Genomic DNA, 18,442 nt, shown 5'->3' with positions numbered 1-18,442 from the left:
CCGACCGGCCCCACTCGCGCGGGACCCCCGGGTCAGACGCCGGCGCCGGCGCCGTACGGGGCGTAGAGGTCGAGCAGCCGGGTGCGGGACGAGCGGAGCCGGTGGGCGAGGACCTGGCCGGCCCAGCGGGCGATGTCGTTGCCGAGGGCCGGGTCCTCCTGGCACATCGCGCGGACGGTGGCCGCGTCGAACTCGTAGGCCCGCACCGGTGTGGTCGCCTCGGCGCCCAGGTGCCAGACGTGCGGGGTGAACAGCCAGGACCAGCCGACGAGTTCGTTGTGCCCGAGGCTCTCGATGACGGCGGCCCGGCGGCCCGGCACCCGCATGTCGAGTTCGATCCGGCCGGTGCGGATGATCCAGAACCGGTCGGCGAGGCCGCCTTCCTCGAAGAGGCGGGTTCCCTGCGGGACGGACACCTCCCGGGCGATGTCGAGGAGCCGCCGGCGGTGCTCGGCCGACAGCGCGCGCAGCATGCTCGGGCTGGGGGTGAGGGCGGTGTTCATGGCGGACCTCCGGCGGCGAGGTGGCGAGATGGGCGAACCCGCTTGCAGGGCCAGGGTGGACCCGTTCTCCCGCCTTGACCATGGGCCACCCGGTCCATGCCCCGCGCCGTACGGCACGTCGCCGGTCACGCCCGGGGAAGGGCCGACCGGCCCTGTTCCGGGACCTGTGGCCCCTCGCAGCCGTCGCCGCCGCGGGCCACGCTGGAAGCAGATCCCCTGCTGGAGGTGGAGAGCATGACCCGCACCATTACCGTAGGTCTCGACGGCTCGCTGGAGAGCCGGGCCGCCGCGGAATGGGCAGCCCGGGAAGCCGAGCTGCGCGACCTGCCGTTGAAGATCGTCCATGTCTGGGAGCCCGTGCCGGAGCCGATGGCCCAGGCGCCCCTGCTCGGTGCGGAGACCCAGCAGCACTGGACCGAGCGCATCCCGCGCGAGGCCGCCCAGGGCATCGCACTGCGCCACCCCGGCGTCCAGGTGATCAGCGAACAGCTCACCGGCTACCCGGGTGACGCCCTGGCCAAGGCGGCCAAGGAGGCCGAACTGCTCGTCCTGGGCTCCCGCGGCCTGGGCGGGATCGGCGGATTCATGGTCGGCTCGGTCAGCCTGTCCGTGGTCGCCCACTCCGACCGCCCGGTCGTCCTGGTCCGGGCGCTGGAGACGGCCGCCGACGAGCACGAGCCCGACCCGGCCGGCATCCCCTCCGCCGCGACCCCGTTCCGGCCCGTCGTCCTCGGCCTGGACACCCAGCACCCCGACGACACCCTGATCGAGTTCGCGTTCGACGCCGCCCGGCGCCGCGCGACCTCCCTGACCGTCGTCCACGCCTGGAACCCGCCCCCGTACTACGCCTACGGCACGCCCGCCAACCCGGCGCTGCACGAGGCCCTGGCCACGGCCGACGCGCAGGGGCTGGCGGAGGTGCTGCGGCCCTGGCGGGCCAAGTTCCCGGACGTGAAGGTCACGGAGGAGTCCCGCTACGGCAGCCCCTCGGTCCACGTCGTCGACGCGGCCGGCGGAGCGTCCCTCGTCGTGGTGGGCCGGCGGATGCGGCGCAGCCCGCTGGGCGCCCACATCGGGCACGTCACCCACGCGGTGCTGCACCACTCCACGGCCCCCGTCGCCGTCGTCCCCCACGCCTGACCCGACCCGTCCGAGGAGAGCAGACCCATGAAGGCAGCGGTCGTACGAGCGTTCGGTGAGCCTCTCGTCATCGAGGAGCGCCCCGACCCCGAGCCCGGACCGGGTCAGGTCCGGGTCCGGGTGGAGGCGTCGGGCCTGTGCCACACCGACATCCACGCCGCGCACGGCGACTGGCCCGTCAAGCCGAACCCGCCGTTCGTCCCCGGACACGAGGGGGTCGGCCTGGTCGAGAAGCTGGGCGAGGGCGTCACCCACCTCGCCCTCGGCCAGCGGGTCGCCGTGCCGTGGCTCGGCAAGGCGTGCGGGCGGTGCGAGCACTGCCTGTCCGGCTGGGAGACGCTGTGCGAGCAGCAGATCAACACCGGTTACGGCTGCGACGGCGGTCACGCCGAGAAGATGCTCGCCTGGGCCGACTTCGCCCAGCCCGTGCCGGACGGCATCGGCGCCCTGGACGCGGCCCCGCTGACCTGCGCGGGCGTGACGACGTACAAGGCCCTCAAGGTCGCCGGCGTCCGGCCCGCGCAGCTCGTCGCGATCTCCGGCGTCGGCGGCCTCGGCCATCTCGCCGTGCAGTACGCGAAGATCGCCGGTGCCACGGTCGCCGCGATCGACGTCACCGACGAGAAGCTCGCGCTCGCCGCCGAACTCGGCGCGGACCTCGTCATCGACGCCCGCAAGGAGAACGTCGGCGAGGTGCTCAAGCGGCACGGCGGCGCCCACGCGGCCGTCGCGCTCGCGGTGAACGACGCGTCCTTCGCGGCCGTCAACTCCGGTCTGCGGCGCGGCGGCAAGCTGGTGATGGTGGCCCTCCCGGCGCACGGCACGGTCCAGGTGCCGATCTTCGACACCGTCCTCAACGGCACCTCCGTGATCGGCTCGATCGTCGGAACCCGCCAGGACCTCGCCGAGGTCTTCCAACTGCACGCGGCCGGCCGCACCCACGTCGTGCGCGAGGCCCGCCCGCTCGATTCCGTCAACGACTCCATCGACGAGGTGCTGCGCGGCGAGGTCAAGGCCCGGATCGTCTTCGACCTGGACACGGGGCGGTGAGACGAGTGGTCCCCCCGATCGTCGTCGGCGTCGACGGCTCCGAACCGAGCCTGCGCGCCGTCGACTGGGCGGCGGACGAGGCCGCCCTGCGCGGAGCACCGCTCCGCCTCGTGCACGCCTCCCTGTGGGAACCGGCCGAGGAGAAGAACGAGGACGGGTCGGAGGGGACCACCGAGTACGCCGAATCCGCGGCCACCGCCGAGGACATCGTGCGGGCCGCCGCTCGCCGGGCCCGGCTGCGCCACCCCGACGTGCTGGTCTCCACCGAGGTGGTGTCCGAGGAACCCGAGTACGCCCTCGTCCGCGCCGGACGCACGGCCTCCGCCCTGGTACTCGGCACCCGCGGCCGCAGCGGACTGGTGGAGATGCTGCTCGGGTCGGTCGGTCTGACCGTCGCCGGGCAGGCCGACTGCCCGGTGATCGTGCTCGGCGGCGGCCACGACAACCGGGTGGGCGCCGGGGAGGGCGGCCGTGTGGTGGTGGGCGTCGGCGAGACGGGCACGGACTCCGCCGCCCTCCGCTTCGCCGTGCAGGAGGCGCGGCTGCGCCGGGCGCGCCTGGACGCCATACGGGCCTGGCGGTGCCCGCCGCACGAGAGCGTCGAGCATCCGCTGTTCGCCGGCGATCCCGCCCGGCTGCACGAGCAGTACGCCGCCGACGTCCTGGAGCTGGCGCTGAAGGAGGTGCCGCCGGAGGTGGACCTGCGGCGGCGCACCGTGGAGGGCTCGGCCCGGCGGGTCCTGCTGGACGCCTCGCACGGCGCCGATCTGCTGGTGGTCGGGGCGCGCCGGAACCCGGGCCATCTCGGGCTGCGGTCCGGACGCGTCGTCCACGCGGTCCTGCATCACGCCGACTGCGCCGTCGCGGTCGTACCCGAGGAGGAGTGAGGGGGGAACACGGAAGCGGAGCGACACCGCGGGGGATCGGTGCCGCTCCTGTCGTCACTCTCTCGCGAGTCGCGCCGTTCTTCCAGGTGCCGTTGGTCCCCGGCGGCGGGGCCGGAGGTCCCATACACACCATGAGCCCCTACCGCACCGCGCCGTGGGCGATCAGGCTCTCCGCGCAGTCGAGGATCGCCTCACGGGCGGGCCGCGGCCGCCAGCCGAGGACCGTGCGCGCCTTCTCGGTGCTGTGACGGTTGCGGCGGCCCAGCGCGGGGGTGATGTCACGCAGCGAGGGGTCCGTGAAGCGGGCCGCGAGACGGACGGCGAAGTCGGGGATCCGCCGGGTGGAGACCCGGCCGCCGCGGGGGCCGAGACCGTCGCGCAGGATGCGGGCCATGTCGGCCATCCAGACGAACTCGCCGGTGGCGAGGAAGCGTTGACCGGCCGCCGCGGGCGAGGTCATCGCCCGCAGATGCACGTCGACCAGATCACGGACGTCGACGACCTCCAGGCCGATCCGCGGTACGCCCGCCATCCGGCCCGAGAGCATCCGGGCGACGATGCCGACGGACCCGAGATTGTCAGTGGTGAGAACCGGCCCGAACACGGCGCCGGGGAGGACCGTGGTGAGTTCGGTCGGGCCGTCGTAGGTCTCCATGAAGTCCCAGGCGGCGCGTTCCGCGAGGGTCTTGGAACGGCGGTAGGGGATCAGCGTCGGATCGTCGGGGTCGGTCCACAGGGTCTCGTCCGTGACGCCCTCCTCGGCGTACGACGACGGGCTCGCCGCGTTCGCCGCCGACGTCATGACCACGCGCCGTACGCCGGCCGCGGTCGCCGCCCGCAGGACCCGCAGGGTGCCGTCGCGGGCCGGGCCGATCAGGGCCCCCGGATCGTCGGAGGAGGCGCCGAGCGGGGACGCGACATGGAGGACGCGGTCCACGCCCTTCATCGCCGCGTCCCAGCCGTCGTCCGACGTGAGGTCGGCGACGGCGAAGCTCAGCCGTCCCGCCGGGTCGACCTCGCCGGAGACGGCGTCGACCACGGCCCGCTCGCGCTCCGGTGAGCGCACGGTGGTCCGTACGTCGTAGCCGCGCTCCAGCAGTTCGGCGACGCACCAGCCGGCGATATAGCCGGTGCCGCCGGTGACCAGTACCAATTCGGGCATGACGGTGCTCCAGGGAAGGGGTGGGGGATGTGTCAGAATGAAGGGAAACGGAGGGCCCTCCGGTACACCTCCAACGTAACGGAGGCCCCTCCGTTTGGCAATCCGAGACGTCGGGGACCGTATGCCCCGGCGATCCCATGACGGCGATCCGCACGATTGGACGACCCCGCCCGTGAACCCGCCCCCCGCGAAGCCCACCCGGAGAGACGCCCTGGACAACCGGGAGCGGATCCTGGCCGTCGCGCGCGAAGCGCTCGCCGGGTCCGGCTCCGCGTCCCTGACGGCGATCGCCAAGCAGGCGGGCGTCGGCATCGGCACGCTCTACCGGCACTTCCCGACCCGGGAGGCGCTGGTCATGGAGCTGTACCGGCACGACATCCAGGCGCTGATCGACCGGGTGCCCGCCCTGCTGGACACGCACCCGCCCCTGGACGCCCTCCGCCTCTGGTTCGAGGAGGTCGCGCACTACGGCCGGCTCAAGTTCGGTGTCGCCGAGGTCATCCACGCGGCGACCGGCGGCGGCGCCGACGACGAGCACTACGAGCCCTTCGTCGCCGCCATCGCCCGCCTGCTCGACGCCGGCGCCGCCGACGGCACCCTGAAGGCCGGCCTCGACGCGGAGGACGTCCTCCTCCAGCTCAGCGTGCTGTGGCGCATCGACCCGGCCCGCGGCGGCGAGGAGCGGGCGGCCCGCGTCCTGACCCTGATCGTGGACGGACTGCGGGCCAGACCCTGATCGTGGACGGGTTGCGGGTTGCGGGTTGCGGGCCGCGGACCCTGCTCGTGGACGGACTGCGGGCCGGACCCGCCCGACCCGGCTCAGCGCGGGGCCGGCACCGGCGTCCGGTCCCGCGCGGGCGCGTCGTCGGGATCGTCGGGACGGCCCTCCAGGTGCAGCGCGGGCAGGACCCGGTCGAGCCGGCGCGGCAGCCACCAGTTGCGCTCGCCGAGCAGATGCAGCGCCGCCGGGACCAGCACCAGCCGGACCACGGTCGCGTCGAGCAGGATGGCGGAGGCCATGCCGACCCCGATCAGCTTGAGCACGACCGAACCGCTCGGCACGAACGCGAGGAACACGGCGATCATGATGGCCGCGGCCGCCGTGATCAGCCGCCCCGTGCCCGCCAGCCCGTCCGCGACGGCCTTGGCGTCGTCCCTGTCGCGCAGCCACGACTCCTGGACCCGGCCGAGCAGGAACACCTCGTAGTCCATCGACAGACCGAACAGCACGGCGAACATCAGGACGGTCACGAACGGCGGCAGCGGCGTCGGCGTGTCGATGCCGATCAGCCGGCCCGCCCAGCCGCCCTCCAGCACGAGCGCGACGACACCGTACGCGGCCGCCACCGACAGCAGGTTCATCGCCGCCGCCTTCAGCGGTACGGCGACGCTGCGAAAGGTGACCAGCAGCAGAAGCATCGACAGCACGATCACCCCGGTGATCAGGTACGGGATGCGCCGGGCGAGGTCCGCGGTGCTGTCGATCGACTGGGCGCTGGCGCCGCCGACGTACACCCGGACGCCGGTGCCCTCGGTCGCCGCCGGGACGGTGCGCTCCCGCAGCCGGTTCACCAGCCGCTCGGTGGCGTCGTCCTGCGGACCGCTCGTCGGGGTGACGGTCAGGATCGCGGTGTCGCCCCCGGGGTTGAGGCGGGCCGGTGACACGGACGCGACCCCGGCCGTCCCGGCGGCCTCGCTGCGCAGGGAGTCGAGGACGGTGTCGTCGCCCTCGGGCAGGCTCGCGACCAGCAGCAGCGGCGCGTTGGCGCCCGCCCCGAAGCCCTCGGCGACGGCGTCGTACGCCTGCCGGGTCATGCTGGTCTCGCGGTTGTTGCCCGCGTCCGGGAACCCGAACCGCACCCCGAGGAACGGCGCCGCGAGCGTCAGCATGACCGCCGTTCCGGCGAGGGCGGCGGCGAACCGGTGACGCCGGATCAGCCGGCTCCACCGCACCCATCCGCCCCCGGCGGCGCGGGCGACGGTACGGCGTCGCCGCCGGGGCAGCGGGATGCGCAGGCGGTCGATCCGCGTCCCGGCGTATCCCAGGAGCGCGGGCAGCAGCGTGAGGGCGGCCGCGAGGACGACGAGGACGGCGACGATCGCCACCAGCGCGGCACCCCGCATGTACGACAGCCCCATGGCGAACAGCCCCAGCAGGCTGACGACGACCGTGATCCCGGCGACGACCACCGAGCGGCCCGCGGTGTCGAGCGTGGCGGCGGTCGCGTCCTCGGGACCCAGCCCGGCCGCCCTGGCCTCCCGGAAGCGGGTCACCAGCAGCAGCACGTAGTCGATCCCGATGCCGATGCCCAGCATGGCGGCCAGGGACGTCGACCAGTCCGGCGCGTCCACGAGCCGCACGACCAGACCGGTCGCCCCGGCGCTCACCGCGAGCCCGGCGAGGGCGACCAGGATCGGCAGCCCGGCCGCGACCACGGACCCGAACGTCAGCAGCAGGATCACCGCCGCGACGGCGAGCCCGAGCGCCTCGGAGCCGATCTCCCCGCCCTCGGCGAGGGCGACGGCCTGACCGCCGAGGAAGACCCGCGTCCCCTCCGCACTGTGCTCGCGGGCGATGTCGACGAGCCGGGTGGTGTCCTCGACCGGCATGTCGGTCGCGTCGGTCACGTCGAGGCGTACGGACGTCAGCAGGGTCCTGCCGTCGGCGGTGATCGCGCCGGGCGTGGTGTAGGGGTCGTCCACGCGGCTCACGTGCGGTGCTGCCCGCAGATCGGCCAGCAGGCCGGCCACGGGCGCCCGCTCCTGCCGTACGCCCCGGTCGGCCTCGACGACGACGGTGACGGTGGCCCCCGACTGGCCGGCGAAGCGTTCTTCCAGCAGCCGCTGGGCCTGCTTGGACTCGGAGCCCGGCGCCGCGTAGTCCGCGCTGAAGTCACCGCCGAACACGCGCGACAGGGCCAGCACGGCGAGCAGCCCGGCCAGCCAGGCGAGCAGAACGGCCCCGCGACGGCGGTACGCCCTCCGGCCGATCCGGCCCAGCAGGCCGTCCGGGGGCCGTCGGCCCGGGGCGGAAGTGGTGGTCATGGCAGGTCTCCTTCAGGAACGGGGCAGGGGGTCGGGCAGCAACAGGGCAGGGGGCGGGCGGGTCAGCGGAGGGGGCGGCGGCAGTGGTAGACCAGCGCGGGCGGCAGGTTGTCCCACACCGTCCGGCCGACCACCACCTCGTCGAACCGCGAGCCGAGCGACCGCATCAGGCGCCGGGCCGGGGCGGTCCACCGGGCGTGGACATAGGCGAACGTCGTGAACGCGCCGTGCGGCCGCAGCGTCGAGATCACGGCCGCGAGCACGTCCCGCTGGTCGCGCGGGGAGAACGCCGCCCACGGCAGGCCGCTGACGATGACGTCCGCCGTGCCCAGCCCGCGTTCGGCGAGCACCGACACCAGATCGCGGGCGTCGGCCCGCGCGACGTCCACACCGGGGTGCGAGACGGCCAGCCGACGGGCGAAGGGCTCGTTGACCTCCACCGCGAGATGATGGCCGCGGCCCGCCAGCCGGCCCTGGATGGCGGTCGTGAACGCGCCCGTTCCCGGCCCGAGTTCGACCACGAGCGGGTCACCGGCGCTCGGCACGGGCGCGGTCACCACCCGGGCCAGGGACCGGCCGCTCGGCGCCACGGCGCCCACGGTCAGCGGACTGCGCAAGAACTCCCGGAGGAACGACACCGGCTTGAGGACCTCTCTCGTGCACATCGGGGGAGACGACGCCGGCCACCGCCGACGCGCCGGACCGCCGGGCACCCGTACGCCGGCCTCCGAGAGGTCCGACGGGCCCGCCGCGGCCGCGCCTCGACGCTAGGTCCGGCACCGCCCGCGTTCCTTCCTGCCCGAGGCCGTACCCGCGGCCCGAAGCAGGAGGCGGGGCGGCCGAAGGGAGGAGGTGGGGCCTCCGCGGCCGGACGTATGGTGAAGCGGTGAGCGCATCCCGAGGGCCGGTCGCAGGCCGAGGTCCGGCCGCGTCGCGAGGTCCGGCCGCATCCCGAGGGTCGACCGCAGGCCGAGGGCGGGCCGCCTCCGGAGGGCCGGCCGTCTTCCGAGGCCCGGCCGTCTTCCGCGGCCCGGTCGCCTTCCGAGGCGCGGTCGGCCTCCTGCGGCGCCGCCCGGCAGGCGACATCCTGATCGCCGTCGCGGCGGCCGCGGTCGGCGCGGCCACCGTCCTCCTCGGTCCGCCCTCCGACCGTCCCCTCGCCGAGTGGGTGCTCGTCGAGGCCGCGGCCCTGACCCTGGGGCTCGCCCGCGCCCTGCCCGTCGTCGCGCTGGCCCTCGACGTGATCCTGATCGTCGTGACCGACGTCGTCCTGCCCGGCACCAGCCATGTGGCGCCCCTGGTCGCCGCGCTCGCGCTCGGCGCGGTCGCCTACCGCTGCGGCACGGTCGTCACCGCCCTCTCCTGGGCGGCCACCTTCACCGCCGTGCTCGTCAGCGTGGGCCGCGACGCGGGCGGACTCCTCGCCGGGGCCGACGGCTTCCTGCGCATCCTGTCGACCGCCCTGGCCGTCGCCGCACCCGTGGCCTTCGGCCGCTACCTCGCCGCCCTGCGCCAGGCCGCCGCCGTCGCCGAGGAACGCGCCCGGGAGGCGGAGGAACGCCGACTCGTGGAGACCCGCGCCGCCCGGATGACCGAACGCGCCCACCTCGCCGGCGACCTCCACGACCTGGTCGCCCACCATGTGTCCGCCATCGCGCTCACCGCCGGCTCCGCCAAGTACGCCGCCACCCACGCCCCCGGCCAGGCGCAACGCCTCGACGCCGCCCTCGAGGGCATCACGTCCATCCACGACAGCGCCCGCCGGGCCCTCGTCGACCTGCGCGGACTGCTGCACGTCCTGCGCGACCCCAACGCCCCCGACCTCCTCGTGGACCCGGAGCAGATGATCACCGACGCCGTCGAGCGCAGCCGGACGGCCGGACTGCACGTCACCCTCACCCACGACGAACGCGCCGTGGACGCCCCGCTCGCCCCCCGGGTCACCGCCGCCCGCGTGATGCAGGAGGCGCTCACCAACGCTCTCAAGCACGCCGGGCCCGGCGCGGACGTGGCGGCCGTCGTCGCCGTCCGCGACGACCGCATGCTCATCGACGTCACCAACACCGTCCGCCGCGAACCGGCACCGGACCTGCCGCCCTCCGGGCACGGCCTGACCGGCATGCGGGAACGCGTCGAGGTCCTCGGCGGAACCCTCGCCGCGGGCCCCACCGGCGACGGCTGGCATCTGGCCGCCGCCCTGCCGCTGGCGGCGGTGCGCCCGTGATCCGCGTCCTCGTCGTCGACGACCAGGCACTCGTCCGCGCCGGGGTCACCCTCCTGCTGCGCACCGCGGGCGAGGACGTCGTCGGGGAGGCCGCGGACGGCCAGGAAGCCGTCCGGCTCGCGGAACGGCTGCGCCCCGACGTGATCCTCATGGACCTGCGCATGCCACGCCTGGACGGCATCGAGGCCACCCGCAGGATCCTCGCCTCCGTGCCCACGGCCCACGTGCTGATGCTCACCACCTTCGACGACGACGCCGAGGTGTACGGCGCGCTGAGCGCCGGCGCCGTCGGCTACCTCCTCAAGGACGGGCCCCCGGAGGCGATGATCGACGCGGTGCGCACCGCCGCCCGCGGCGAACCCCTGCTCGCCCCGGCCGTTCTGACCCGCGTCCTCGCCCGCGCCGTACAGGCCCACCACGACAGCGAGGCACGGAGCGGCGACGACGACATGGGCACCGCCCGCGGCTCCGCGCTCACCGCGCGGGAGAGGGACGTCCTCACCCTGGTGGGCGCGGGTCACTCGAACGCGGAGATCGGCGAGGCCCTGCACCTCGGTGTCACCACCGTGAAGACGCATGTCGGCGCGATCACCCAGAAGCTCGGTCTGCGCAACCGCGTCCAGGCGGCGGTCGTGGCCCACCGCCTCGGCCTGGTGGACGACACCTTCCGGCCGGTGGGCCGCCCCGTGTGACGGTGGGCCGGAGCGCGCTAGTCGGCCGTGACGAACCGGAGTCGGCGCCGGGCGGGCGGGGGCGGGTTCCTGCGGGCCCGGATCTCCTGGACGACGGCGGCGATCAGCAGCAGGAGCCAGACGACCGCGAACACGCTGGCCTGCTCGTCGTCCCCGAAGGCCAGCCAGCCGACCCCCAGGCCGCCCAGGGTGAGCCCGCAGGCGGCGGCGAGGGACGACAGGTGGCGGCGGCTCAGCGCGCGGAACAGGCACAGCGCGGCGAGGACGAGCAGGGGAGCGGCCAGGATCTCGACGTTGTCGTGCGCGGTGTAGTAGTGGCTGACCTCGGTCTCCGCGGGTGCGTACCCGCCGCTGTAGTCGTCCTCGAAGAGCCGGTTGCCCGAGGAGTCCGTCGGCAGCTCGTAGTAGCCCTGGTAGGAGGTGTCGTAGTAGTAGAGGGTGCTGAAGTCGGACTCGGTGACGGACTGGTACTCGTAGTCGTAGACCCCGCCGCCGATCGTGATGCTCGCGGCGACCAGGGCACCGGCTCCCCACCACAGGACCGTCGAGGCGAGGGGCAGCCAGCGGAACAGGGCCAGCCCGAGCACGGCGGCGACCGCCCACACGCCGACCAGCCCGTCGAGCGAGTCCTCGTACACCTCCTGGTAGCCGAGGACGACGGCACCCGAGATGAGGATGCCCAGCAGGCCGATCACCCGGTCGGCGGTGAGACGGAACCGCCGCTCGGCGGGCGCGGGACCGGTGGCGACCGTGGGAGTCGTGGTGTCCGCACCGGAACCCCCGCCGGTGACCGGTGTGTCGCCCGGTCGGGCGGGCGGCGGGACGACGGGCTTGGGCGGGGTCAGCGCGGTGCGGGTGTCCTGCTGGGCCAGCGCCGTGTGCCCGGGGCCGGTGCCGGACTCGGCGTCGGCGCGCGCGGGCGGCACGGATGGTGCGGGCGGCGCGGCCGGCACCGAGGCGGCGGCCGCCGGCGCGGGCGCGGCCACCGGGGCGTCGAGGTGTGCGAGGGTGGCCGCCAGCGCGTCCCTCAACTCTCCCGCACTGCCCAGCCGTTGGTCACGGTCCTTGGCCAGGGTCCGCAGGACGAGCGTGTCCACCGAGGAGGGGATCTGCGGGCGCAGCCCGGACGGCGGCACCGGCTCCTGGCTGATGTGCTGGTGCATCACCGCGAAGGGGGAGTCCCCGCTGAACGGCGGCCGTCCGGTGAGCAGTTCGTACAGCAGGCAGCCGGTGGAGTACTGGTCGGAGCGGCCGTCCACCGGCCGGCCCGTGAGCTGCTCGGGGGAGAGATAGGCGGGCGTGCCGACCGTCATGCCGGTCGCGGTGAGCCGGGTGGTGGTCTCCGCGACGACCTTCGCGATCCCGAAGTCCAGTACCTTGATGCCGCCTTCGGAGGTCAGCATCACGTTGGAGGGCTTGATGTCGCGGTGGATGAGCCCCTGGGCGTGGCTGTGGGCGAGGGCGTCGGCGATGTCCCGGCCGACCGACAGGGCCCGTTCGACGGTGAACGGGCCGTCGGCCAGCACATCGGTCAGGGTGCGGCCCTCGATGAACTCCATGACCAGGAACGGCGTCGTCTCGCCGTCGGCGGTGTCCTCGCCGACGTCGTGCAGCACGGCGATGTTGCGGTGGTTGAGCGAGGCCACGGTGCGGGCCTCCCGGCGGAACCGGACACGGAACTCCTCGTGCCGGGTGAGTTCGGGCGGCAGCACCTTCACCGCGACGGTGCGGCCCAGTTCGCGGTCGGTGGCGCGCCAGACCTCCCCCATGCCACCGCGCCCGACCGCTTCGATGAGTTCGTATCTCTCCACGAGCACCCGCATGATCCGCCCCCTGGCGATGGAGGGCGGCCCCGCCGTGGACGGGGCCGCCCGATGTTCCTGTTCCACGGCAGGCGAAGGCGCGGCACACCGGTACCCCCCGGTGCCGGTGCGCCGTTCGTCCGACCGTGCGCACACCCTACTGGCGGGGCTTCACTCAGGGGACATTCAACGACATCTCGTACGGCGGGCTTTCCCTCACCTCAGGGAGTCGGGATGCCCGCGGGCCGGGCCGGGCGGCCGAGGCGGACCGGAACCCCCGGGGAGAACAGCACGCTCACCGGTGTGCCGAGGGGCGTCGGGATTCCGGCGGCGGCGACCAAGTCCTCCTCGCAGTCGAGGAGTTCGGCACGGTAGAGAGGCCAGCGCGGATGGTCGTTCGGGAGATAGGCGGCGCCGCCGAAGAACGCGTTGTGCATCCCCCAGCGGGCGGTGAGGAAATGCTCCAACTCGGTGGGCCGCTCGATGCGTTCACCCGTGCGTACGGTGATCCGGCTGGACGCGCCGCGCGGGCCGGGCCAGCGGCGGGAGCTGGTGTAGGTGACGGTGTCGCCGACGGTGCGCACCCGCATCCGCGACCACAGGTACGGCAGCCGGAACCCGGCCCGGCCCATCACCACGGGGATCAGCCGGGACGCGTCCATCGAGCGGAAGACGACCCCGCGCCGGCCGTGCCCGTCGACCGAGTACAGACGCACATTGGTCTCCGGGAACGACCCGAGATACGGCACCCCCGGCAGCCGGAGCCATCCGACCCGGTGCATCCGGAAGGCGACGAGCCCGACGTACGTCAGCCCCTCGTGCGTGTCCGGCACGGTCCCCTCGGGCAGCAGCCCCGCCACGAGGCCGGGTTCGACCGCCCAGTGGACGAAACAGAGGTCCAGCCACTGCTGGGTGAGGAGCGGTGCGCGGACGACGGCGGGGGCGTCGGGGCTGACCGGGGCGGGCTTCTCCACGCAGCCAGGATCGCAGACGCCCGCCGCGCAGCGGGCCCCGGCCCCTACCCCTCCGTCCTTACCCCTTCATAAAGGACCGGGTCGTGGGCGCAGACGAGCGCCAGGTCGGGTTCCGCGCGCCGGTACAGCTCGGCGAGGCGCTCGTGGTTGGCGCGGACCTGCCCGCGGTCGTACGCCACGGCCCGCTCCGCGACGCTCAGCGCGGAGGGGACGCGGGTGTGCCCGTCCAGGGTGCCGCGGTGGTAGAAGGCGTCACCGGCATGGAGGATCCAGCGGCTGCCCGCGTCCACCGCGACACAGGCGTGGCCGCGTGTGTGCCCCGGCAGCGAGACCAGGACGATCCCGGGGGCGACGGCGTCGAGCTGCCGGGCCGCGGCGAACCCGCGCCACGCCTCCCCGTCCGGGCTGTGCTCCACGAGCGTCGGACCGTGGCCCCACTGCACGGACCGGAAGCGCAGCCGCTCGCGCCGGGACGGGGCGTGCACCGCGCCGCGCGCCTCCGCCGCGGTGACATGGACGGAGGCGTGCGGGAAGTCGGCGAGCCCGCCGATGTGGTCGGCGTCGAAGTGGGTGAGGACGATGTGCCGGACGTCGTCGCGGCCGAACCCGAGGCGCTCGACCTGGCGGGCGGCCGTCTCGGCGGGATCCAGGGCCGGCTTGATGAAGTGGCGCATCGCGCCGAGACGGCGTCCGGGGGCGGCCACGTCCTGGAGGCCGAAGCCGGTGTCGACCAGGACGAGCCCCGCCGTGTCGGTCTCCACGAGCAGGACGTGACAGACCAGACGGAGGCCGCCGGGCGGGCGCATGGTGCCGCAGTTGAGGTGATGGACCTTCATGGGCGGAGTCACCTTCGGGGTCTCGACGACTGCACGGATGCTGGACGTACGGGGCGAGGGGTGTCAAGGGCGGCGGATGCGCCGCCGCCCTCGGCCGAAGGCGTGAATCAGTGCACGGACGCGGCGACTTGGGCGAGCAGCGCCGCCGACTCCTCCGCGGTGAGGGCGCGTTCGTACACCAGCTCCCCGGTCATGCCGGGGAAGAACCGCCCGGCCTGCCAACTCCGCTGGTACGGAGGCGGGTCGACCACCACGAGGCGGACGCCGTCCACGACCGGGATGTCGGCGGGGTTCCCCTCGTTCCAGATCCACTCGCCGTCGGCACCGACCAGGTTGAAGGAGCCGGTCGTCAGCACCATGCCGGCCCGGTCGCGGCAGCAGGCGACCGCCTCGGCCGACGGGGCCTCGCCGGTCACCAGGCCGCGGCCGATCAGCGCGTCGGCGAGGAGCGTGTGCAGTTGGAAGTTGTCGCCGACACCGGAGAAACGCAGCGCGAATCCGGCGCCGGTGGCCCGGTCGAGCGCGACGAGCGGCTCGTCGTCGAGGACGGCGAGGGCGTAGGCGAGGCACTTGAACTGTTCGCCGGACAGCTCCGCGACCCGGGCCACGGCGGCCCGCAGTTCCGCACGGCCGGGCACCTCGCGGCGCACCCGGGGGGAGTTGAGCATCGCCACACAGGCCATCTCGAACTGGGGGAGGGCCTGCCACGCCGCCACGGGCTCGAAACCGAGCCGTTCCACGTCGGCCTCCTCCAGCCCGTCGCCGTCATGACCGGGCAGCGTGCCCCGGTCCGCCGCGGCCCACCCCTCGCAGAAGACGGCGGCCTGCTCGAAGGCGTCCAGGGCGCCGGCGAACACGGCGGGCGCGCAGAGCACCGGGTCGGCGCCCCGCTCGACGCACGCCCCGATCAGCACGGCCACGACGCCCCGCGGCCCCGGCGGGACCTCGTCCAGCAGGGCCGCGAGCCGGGGCCCCGCCGCCACCAGGTCGGTGTCCTGCACGGCGGCGAGGTCGCTCGTCAGCTCCGCGAAGGAGCGTTCCGCCGCTTCCACGTCCCGGGCGCGCACGGCCGTCTCGAAGTCACCCACGGCGGCCGGGAACCGCCCACGTCCGAATATCATGCGCGCACCCTAACGTGACGTGCCGGACGCCCCGTTCCCGGCCGGGGCGACGGCCGGGAACGGGGCGGGTGCGGCGGGTCAGGAGGCGACGAAGCCCGCGATCTGCCCGAGGACGCTCGTGTCCGCGAGGAACCCGATGTGGGTCTGGCAGAGCACGTTGTTGTTCGTCGCGCCGTCCAGCCGGGTGCTGGTGTACGGCAGGATGACGCCGTCGCAGGCCGAGTACCAGGTGGCGTAGCGGGTGCTGCCCGGCGTCTCGTCGCCCGAGGTGATCTGGGCGATGAACGACGACCCCGGGTACATCTGCTGACAGGTCGTGTAGATCAGGCAGGCGGCCGCGTAGGTGGTGCCGTGGTTGGCGCCGGCGATCGAGGCGAGGTGGCTGACGCTGGTGTGGCCGCCCAGCACCTTCAGGTAGTACTGGCTGACGAGACCGCCCATCGAGTGATTGACGATCGCGACCTTGCTCGCGCCGGTGCGCGCCTTCACGTTCTCGACGTAGGCCGCGAGGCCCTGGGCGTTGGTGACGTTGTTGCCGTAGGAGTCGTACTCGTAGGCGAAGAGGTTCGCGCTGGACCAGCCGCCCAGCCGGAAGACGCTCATGGCGGTGGTCCAGTTGGAGGCGCTGCCGGTGTATCCGTGGACGAAGACGACCGGGGTGCTCGTCGACAGCGGCTGGACGGCGGCGGCCGGGGCGGCCGCGGCACCGGCCACCGGGGCCGACGCGAACAGGGTGACACCGAGGGCGGCGGCCGCGAGGACACCGAGAAGCCGGCGTGGGGAACGACGACGCATGGGTACTCCTGACGAGGATGCGGGTGCTGGTCCTCATCAGAGTCGGGGCGCTGGCGCCCGCCGCAATCGGTGAAATCACCGGTGTGTCGACGAGGCCACCCTCCTGCCACGCGAAGCGTCGGCGTCAGCCCTTGCCCGCCCGACAGCTCACCCGCCCGCAAGGCCGCGCGGTCGTGCCCGGCTCGGTGTCCGCCGGTTCACCCATCGGTGTCGCCTCCAGGTGCCTTTCCGGGAGCGCCCTCGGGCTCGTCCTCGGGAGCGTCCTCGTCGGGCAGCGTCAGGCCGTGGGTCACCGGGTGGCCCTGGTCGCCGTGGGCCGTCCGGCCCTTCTGGAGTTCGTCGTCCAGGGCCATGGCGGCGGTGACCAGGGCGAGATGGGTGAACGCCTGGGGGAAGTTGCCGAGTTGCTCGCCGGAGGGGCCGATCTCCTCGGCGAAGAGGCCGACATGGTTGGCGTAGGTCAGCATCTTGTCGAAGGCGTACCGGGCTTGGCGGAGCCGGCCGCTGCGGGCGAGCGCCTCGACGTAGAAGAAGCTGCACAGGTTGAACGTGCCCTCGGAGCCGCGCAGTCCGTCGGGGGACGCCTTCGGGTCGTACCGGTAGACGAGGCTGTCGCTCACCAGCTCCTCGTCCATGGCGTCGAGCGTGCTGAGCCAGTCCGGATCGTGCGGCGAGACGAAGCCGACCTTCGGCATCAGCAGCAGGGAGGCGTCCAGGACGTCGGTGCCGTAGTGCTGCACGAAGGCCCGCCGCTCGTCGTCCCAGCCGCGTTCGACGATCTGGCGGAAGACCGTGTCGCGTGCCTCGGTCCAGCGGGCGAGGTCGGCGGGGCGGGAGAACTCGGTGGCCGCGCGGACGCCGCGGTCGAACGCCACCCAGGTCATCAGCCGGCTGTAGGTGAAGTCCTGCCGGCCGCCGCGGGTCTCCCAGATCCCCTCGTCGGGCCGGTCCCAGTGGTCGGTCAGCCAGTCCAGGACGCCGCTCAGCGCCTTCCAGCCGCGGATCGTGCCGACGTCGTGGCCGACGATCAGCGCGTCCGACGCCTCGCCGTAGATATCGAGCTGGAGCTGGTCGGCGGCGGCGTTGCCCGCCCGTACGGGCCGGGAGCCGAGGTAGCCCTCCAGATGGTCGAGGTTCTCCTCCGTCAGGTGGGGGTCGCCGTCGACCCGGTACATGATCTGCAAGGGGTCCGCGGAGGCCGTCGCCCGTGCCTCGATGCGCTCGCGCAGCCAGCGGCGGAAGGCGTACGCCTCGTCCCGGAACCCCAGGTCGATCAGGGCCCGCACGGACAGCGACGCGTCCCGGACCCAGGTGTAGCGGTAGTCCCAGTTGCGCTCGCCGCCGATCTGCTCGGGCAGTCCCATGGTGGCGGCGGCGATGGGCGCCCCCGTCGGGGCGTACGTGAGCAGCTTGAGCGTGATCGCGGAGCGGTTCACGATGTCCTGCCAGCGGCCCCGGTAGGTGCACGACCGCAGCCACGACAGCCAGTACGAGCGGCAGGTCTCCAGCGCGTCCGCGACGCCCTCCAGGGAAGGGCCGGGCGGGGCGGGGTCGCCGCTTACCGTGCTGGTCAGCACGACGGCCGCCACCTGGCCGGCCGAGAGGGTGAAGCGGGCGTCGATGTCGTCGCCGTCGGCGCGGAGGGCGACGCCGGGGGTCGACTGCACGTGCAGGTCGGTGCCGGGGCCGCGGAAGAGCGCCGCGTGGGGGCCGTCGAGGGTGAGTGTGTGCGGGGCGCGGCCGTAGTCGAAACGTGGCCGGCACGTGAACGCGAACGGCAGACTGCCGCGGACGACCCGCGCGACCCTGATCAGCCGGTGCGTGGCGGTCGGCGTCGGGGACTCGTCGGGCACCATGAAGTCGCAGACCTCGCCGACTCCGCCGGGTGTCATGAACCGGGTGACGAGGATGGCCGTGTCCGACAGATACAACTGGCGGACGGTCAGGTGGTCGCCGTCCGGCAGCTCCGCCGCCAGCCGGCAGTGTCCGCCGCGTTCGCTGTCCAGCAGTGAGGCGAAGACGCTGGGGGAGTCGAAGCGGGGCGTGCACCACCAGTCGACGGTGCCGCCGGACGACACCAGGGCGGCGGTCTGGAGATCGCCGACCATGCCGTGGTCCGCGATGGGCGGGTACCGGTCCACAGGGTCTCCCAGCCGGCTCGGTGCGGCGCCGTGGCGGCACGCGCGCGTGCCCGCCACCGGCCTGTGCCAG

General features: G+C 74.0%; 16 protein-coding genes. 6 read left to right on the top strand and 10 right to left on the bottom strand.

Annotated elements, in window-relative coordinates:
* Window positions 1-32: 32 nt before the first annotated feature.
* Window positions 33-503: a cyclic nucleotide-binding domain-containing protein gene (locus G6W55_RS10780; RefSeq protein WP_175520580.1), complete on the bottom strand. Its 471-nt coding sequence runs from the start codon at window positions 501-503 to the stop codon at window positions 33-35.
* A gap of 234 nt (window positions 504-737) precedes the next feature.
* Here G6W55_RS10780 and G6W55_RS10775 point away from each other — a divergent pair, with 234 nt between their 5' ends.
* Genes G6W55_RS10775 through G6W55_RS10765 form a run of 3 tightly spaced genes read left to right on the top strand, consistent with a single transcriptional unit; the run spans window position 738 to window position 3,580 of the window.
* Entirely contained in the window at window positions 738-1,643 is a 906-nt protein-coding gene (locus G6W55_RS10775) for a universal stress protein (protein WP_175520579.1), read from the top strand.
* A gap of 27 nt (window positions 1,644-1,670) precedes the next feature.
* Window positions 1,671-2,693, top strand: coding sequence for a zinc-dependent alcohol dehydrogenase (locus tag G6W55_RS10770; protein WP_175520578.1), 1,023 nt, complete (start codon window positions 1,671-1,673; stop codon window positions 2,691-2,693).
* On the top strand, window positions 2,690-3,580 hold the full coding sequence (locus G6W55_RS10765) for a universal stress protein (RefSeq protein ID WP_375372442.1): 891 nt from the start codon (window positions 2,690-2,692) through the stop codon (window positions 3,578-3,580). The genes G6W55_RS10770 and G6W55_RS10765 overlap by 4 nt, the downstream gene beginning before the upstream one ends.
* Before the next feature lie 139 nt (window positions 3,581-3,719).
* Here G6W55_RS10765 and G6W55_RS10760 read toward each other — a convergent pair whose 3' ends face one another.
* Complete coding sequence (locus tag G6W55_RS10760) at window positions 3,720-4,742, bottom strand: NAD-dependent epimerase/dehydratase family protein (protein ID WP_175520577.1); 1,023 nt, start codon at window positions 4,740-4,742, stop codon at window positions 3,720-3,722.
* 172 nt (window positions 4,743-4,914) lie between these two features.
* Here G6W55_RS10760 and G6W55_RS10755 point away from each other — a divergent pair, with 172 nt between their 5' ends.
* Window positions 4,915-5,478 carry a TetR/AcrR family transcriptional regulator gene (locus tag G6W55_RS10755; protein ID WP_175520576.1) on the top strand — a complete coding sequence of 188 codons (564 nt, stop codon included), beginning with the start codon at window positions 4,915-4,917 and terminating at the stop codon, window positions 5,476-5,478.
* Between the two features lie 83 nt (window positions 5,479-5,561).
* On the opposite strand, the gene G6W55_RS10750 is transcribed toward G6W55_RS10755, so the two are convergent.
* Together G6W55_RS10750 and G6W55_RS10745 are read right to left on the bottom strand one after the other, a co-directional pair.
* Window positions 5,562-7,787 carry an MMPL family transporter gene (locus G6W55_RS10750; protein WP_175520575.1) on the bottom strand — a complete coding sequence of 742 codons (2,226 nt, stop codon included), beginning with the start codon at window positions 7,785-7,787 and terminating at the stop codon, window positions 5,562-5,564.
* Window positions 7,788-7,849: 62 nt separating this feature from the next.
* Complete coding sequence (locus tag G6W55_RS10745) at window positions 7,850-8,452, bottom strand: class I SAM-dependent methyltransferase (protein WP_175520574.1); 603 nt, start codon at window positions 8,450-8,452, stop codon at window positions 7,850-7,852.
* Window positions 8,453-8,673: 221 nt separating this feature from the next.
* Between G6W55_RS10745 and G6W55_RS39395 the strand changes: the two genes are divergently transcribed.
* Both G6W55_RS39395 and G6W55_RS10735 read left to right on the top strand, forming a co-directional pair.
* Window positions 8,674-10,011 (top strand): histidine kinase, encoded by a 1,338-nt coding sequence (locus G6W55_RS39395; protein WP_175520573.1) that lies wholly within the window; start codon window positions 8,674-8,676, stop codon window positions 10,009-10,011.
* The gene (locus G6W55_RS10735) at window positions 10,008-10,703 is read left to right on the top strand and encodes a response regulator transcription factor (RefSeq protein ID WP_175520572.1); all 696 of its coding nucleotides are present in this window, start codon (window positions 10,008-10,010) and stop codon (window positions 10,701-10,703) included. The genes G6W55_RS39395 and G6W55_RS10735 overlap by 4 nt, the downstream gene beginning before the upstream one ends.
* A gap of 17 nt (window positions 10,704-10,720) precedes the next feature.
* Here G6W55_RS10735 and G6W55_RS10730 read toward each other — a convergent pair whose 3' ends face one another.
* From G6W55_RS10730 to G6W55_RS10705, 6 genes are all read right to left on the bottom strand, one after another.
* Window positions 10,721-12,526: a serine/threonine-protein kinase gene (locus tag G6W55_RS10730; RefSeq protein WP_175520571.1), complete on the bottom strand. Its 1,806-nt coding sequence runs from the start codon at window positions 12,524-12,526 to the stop codon at window positions 10,721-10,723.
* A gap of 200 nt (window positions 12,527-12,726) precedes the next feature.
* Window positions 12,727-13,479, bottom strand: a complete 753-nt coding sequence (locus G6W55_RS10725) for a YqjF family protein (RefSeq protein WP_175520570.1) — start codon at window positions 13,477-13,479, stop codon at window positions 12,727-12,729.
* A 44-nt stretch (window positions 13,480-13,523) separates the two neighbouring features.
* Entirely contained in the window at window positions 13,524-14,315 is a 792-nt protein-coding gene (locus G6W55_RS10720) for an MBL fold metallo-hydrolase (protein WP_175520569.1), read from the bottom strand.
* 107 nt (window positions 14,316-14,422) lie between these two features.
* A complete protein-coding gene (locus tag G6W55_RS10715; protein WP_175520568.1) occupies window positions 14,423-15,436 on the bottom strand; it encodes a hypothetical protein in 1,014 nt (337 codons plus the stop codon).
* Window positions 15,437-15,514: 78 nt separating this feature from the next.
* Window positions 15,515-16,231, bottom strand: coding sequence for a triacylglycerol lipase (locus G6W55_RS10710; RefSeq protein ID WP_175520567.1), 717 nt, complete (start codon window positions 16,229-16,231; stop codon window positions 15,515-15,517).
* Window positions 16,232-16,428: 197 nt separating this feature from the next.
* Window positions 16,429-18,372, bottom strand: a complete 1,944-nt coding sequence (locus G6W55_RS10705) for a glycoside hydrolase family 15 protein (RefSeq protein WP_175520566.1) — start codon at window positions 18,370-18,372, stop codon at window positions 16,429-16,431.
* Window positions 18,373-18,442 lie beyond the last annotated feature (70 nt).

The organism is Streptomyces sp. CAI-85, assembly GCF_013363615.1.
Lineage (GTDB): Bacteria > Actinomycetota > Actinomycetes > Streptomycetales > Streptomycetaceae > Streptomyces > Streptomyces antibioticus_B.
This window is presented reverse-complemented; position numbering and strand designations above follow the sequence as displayed.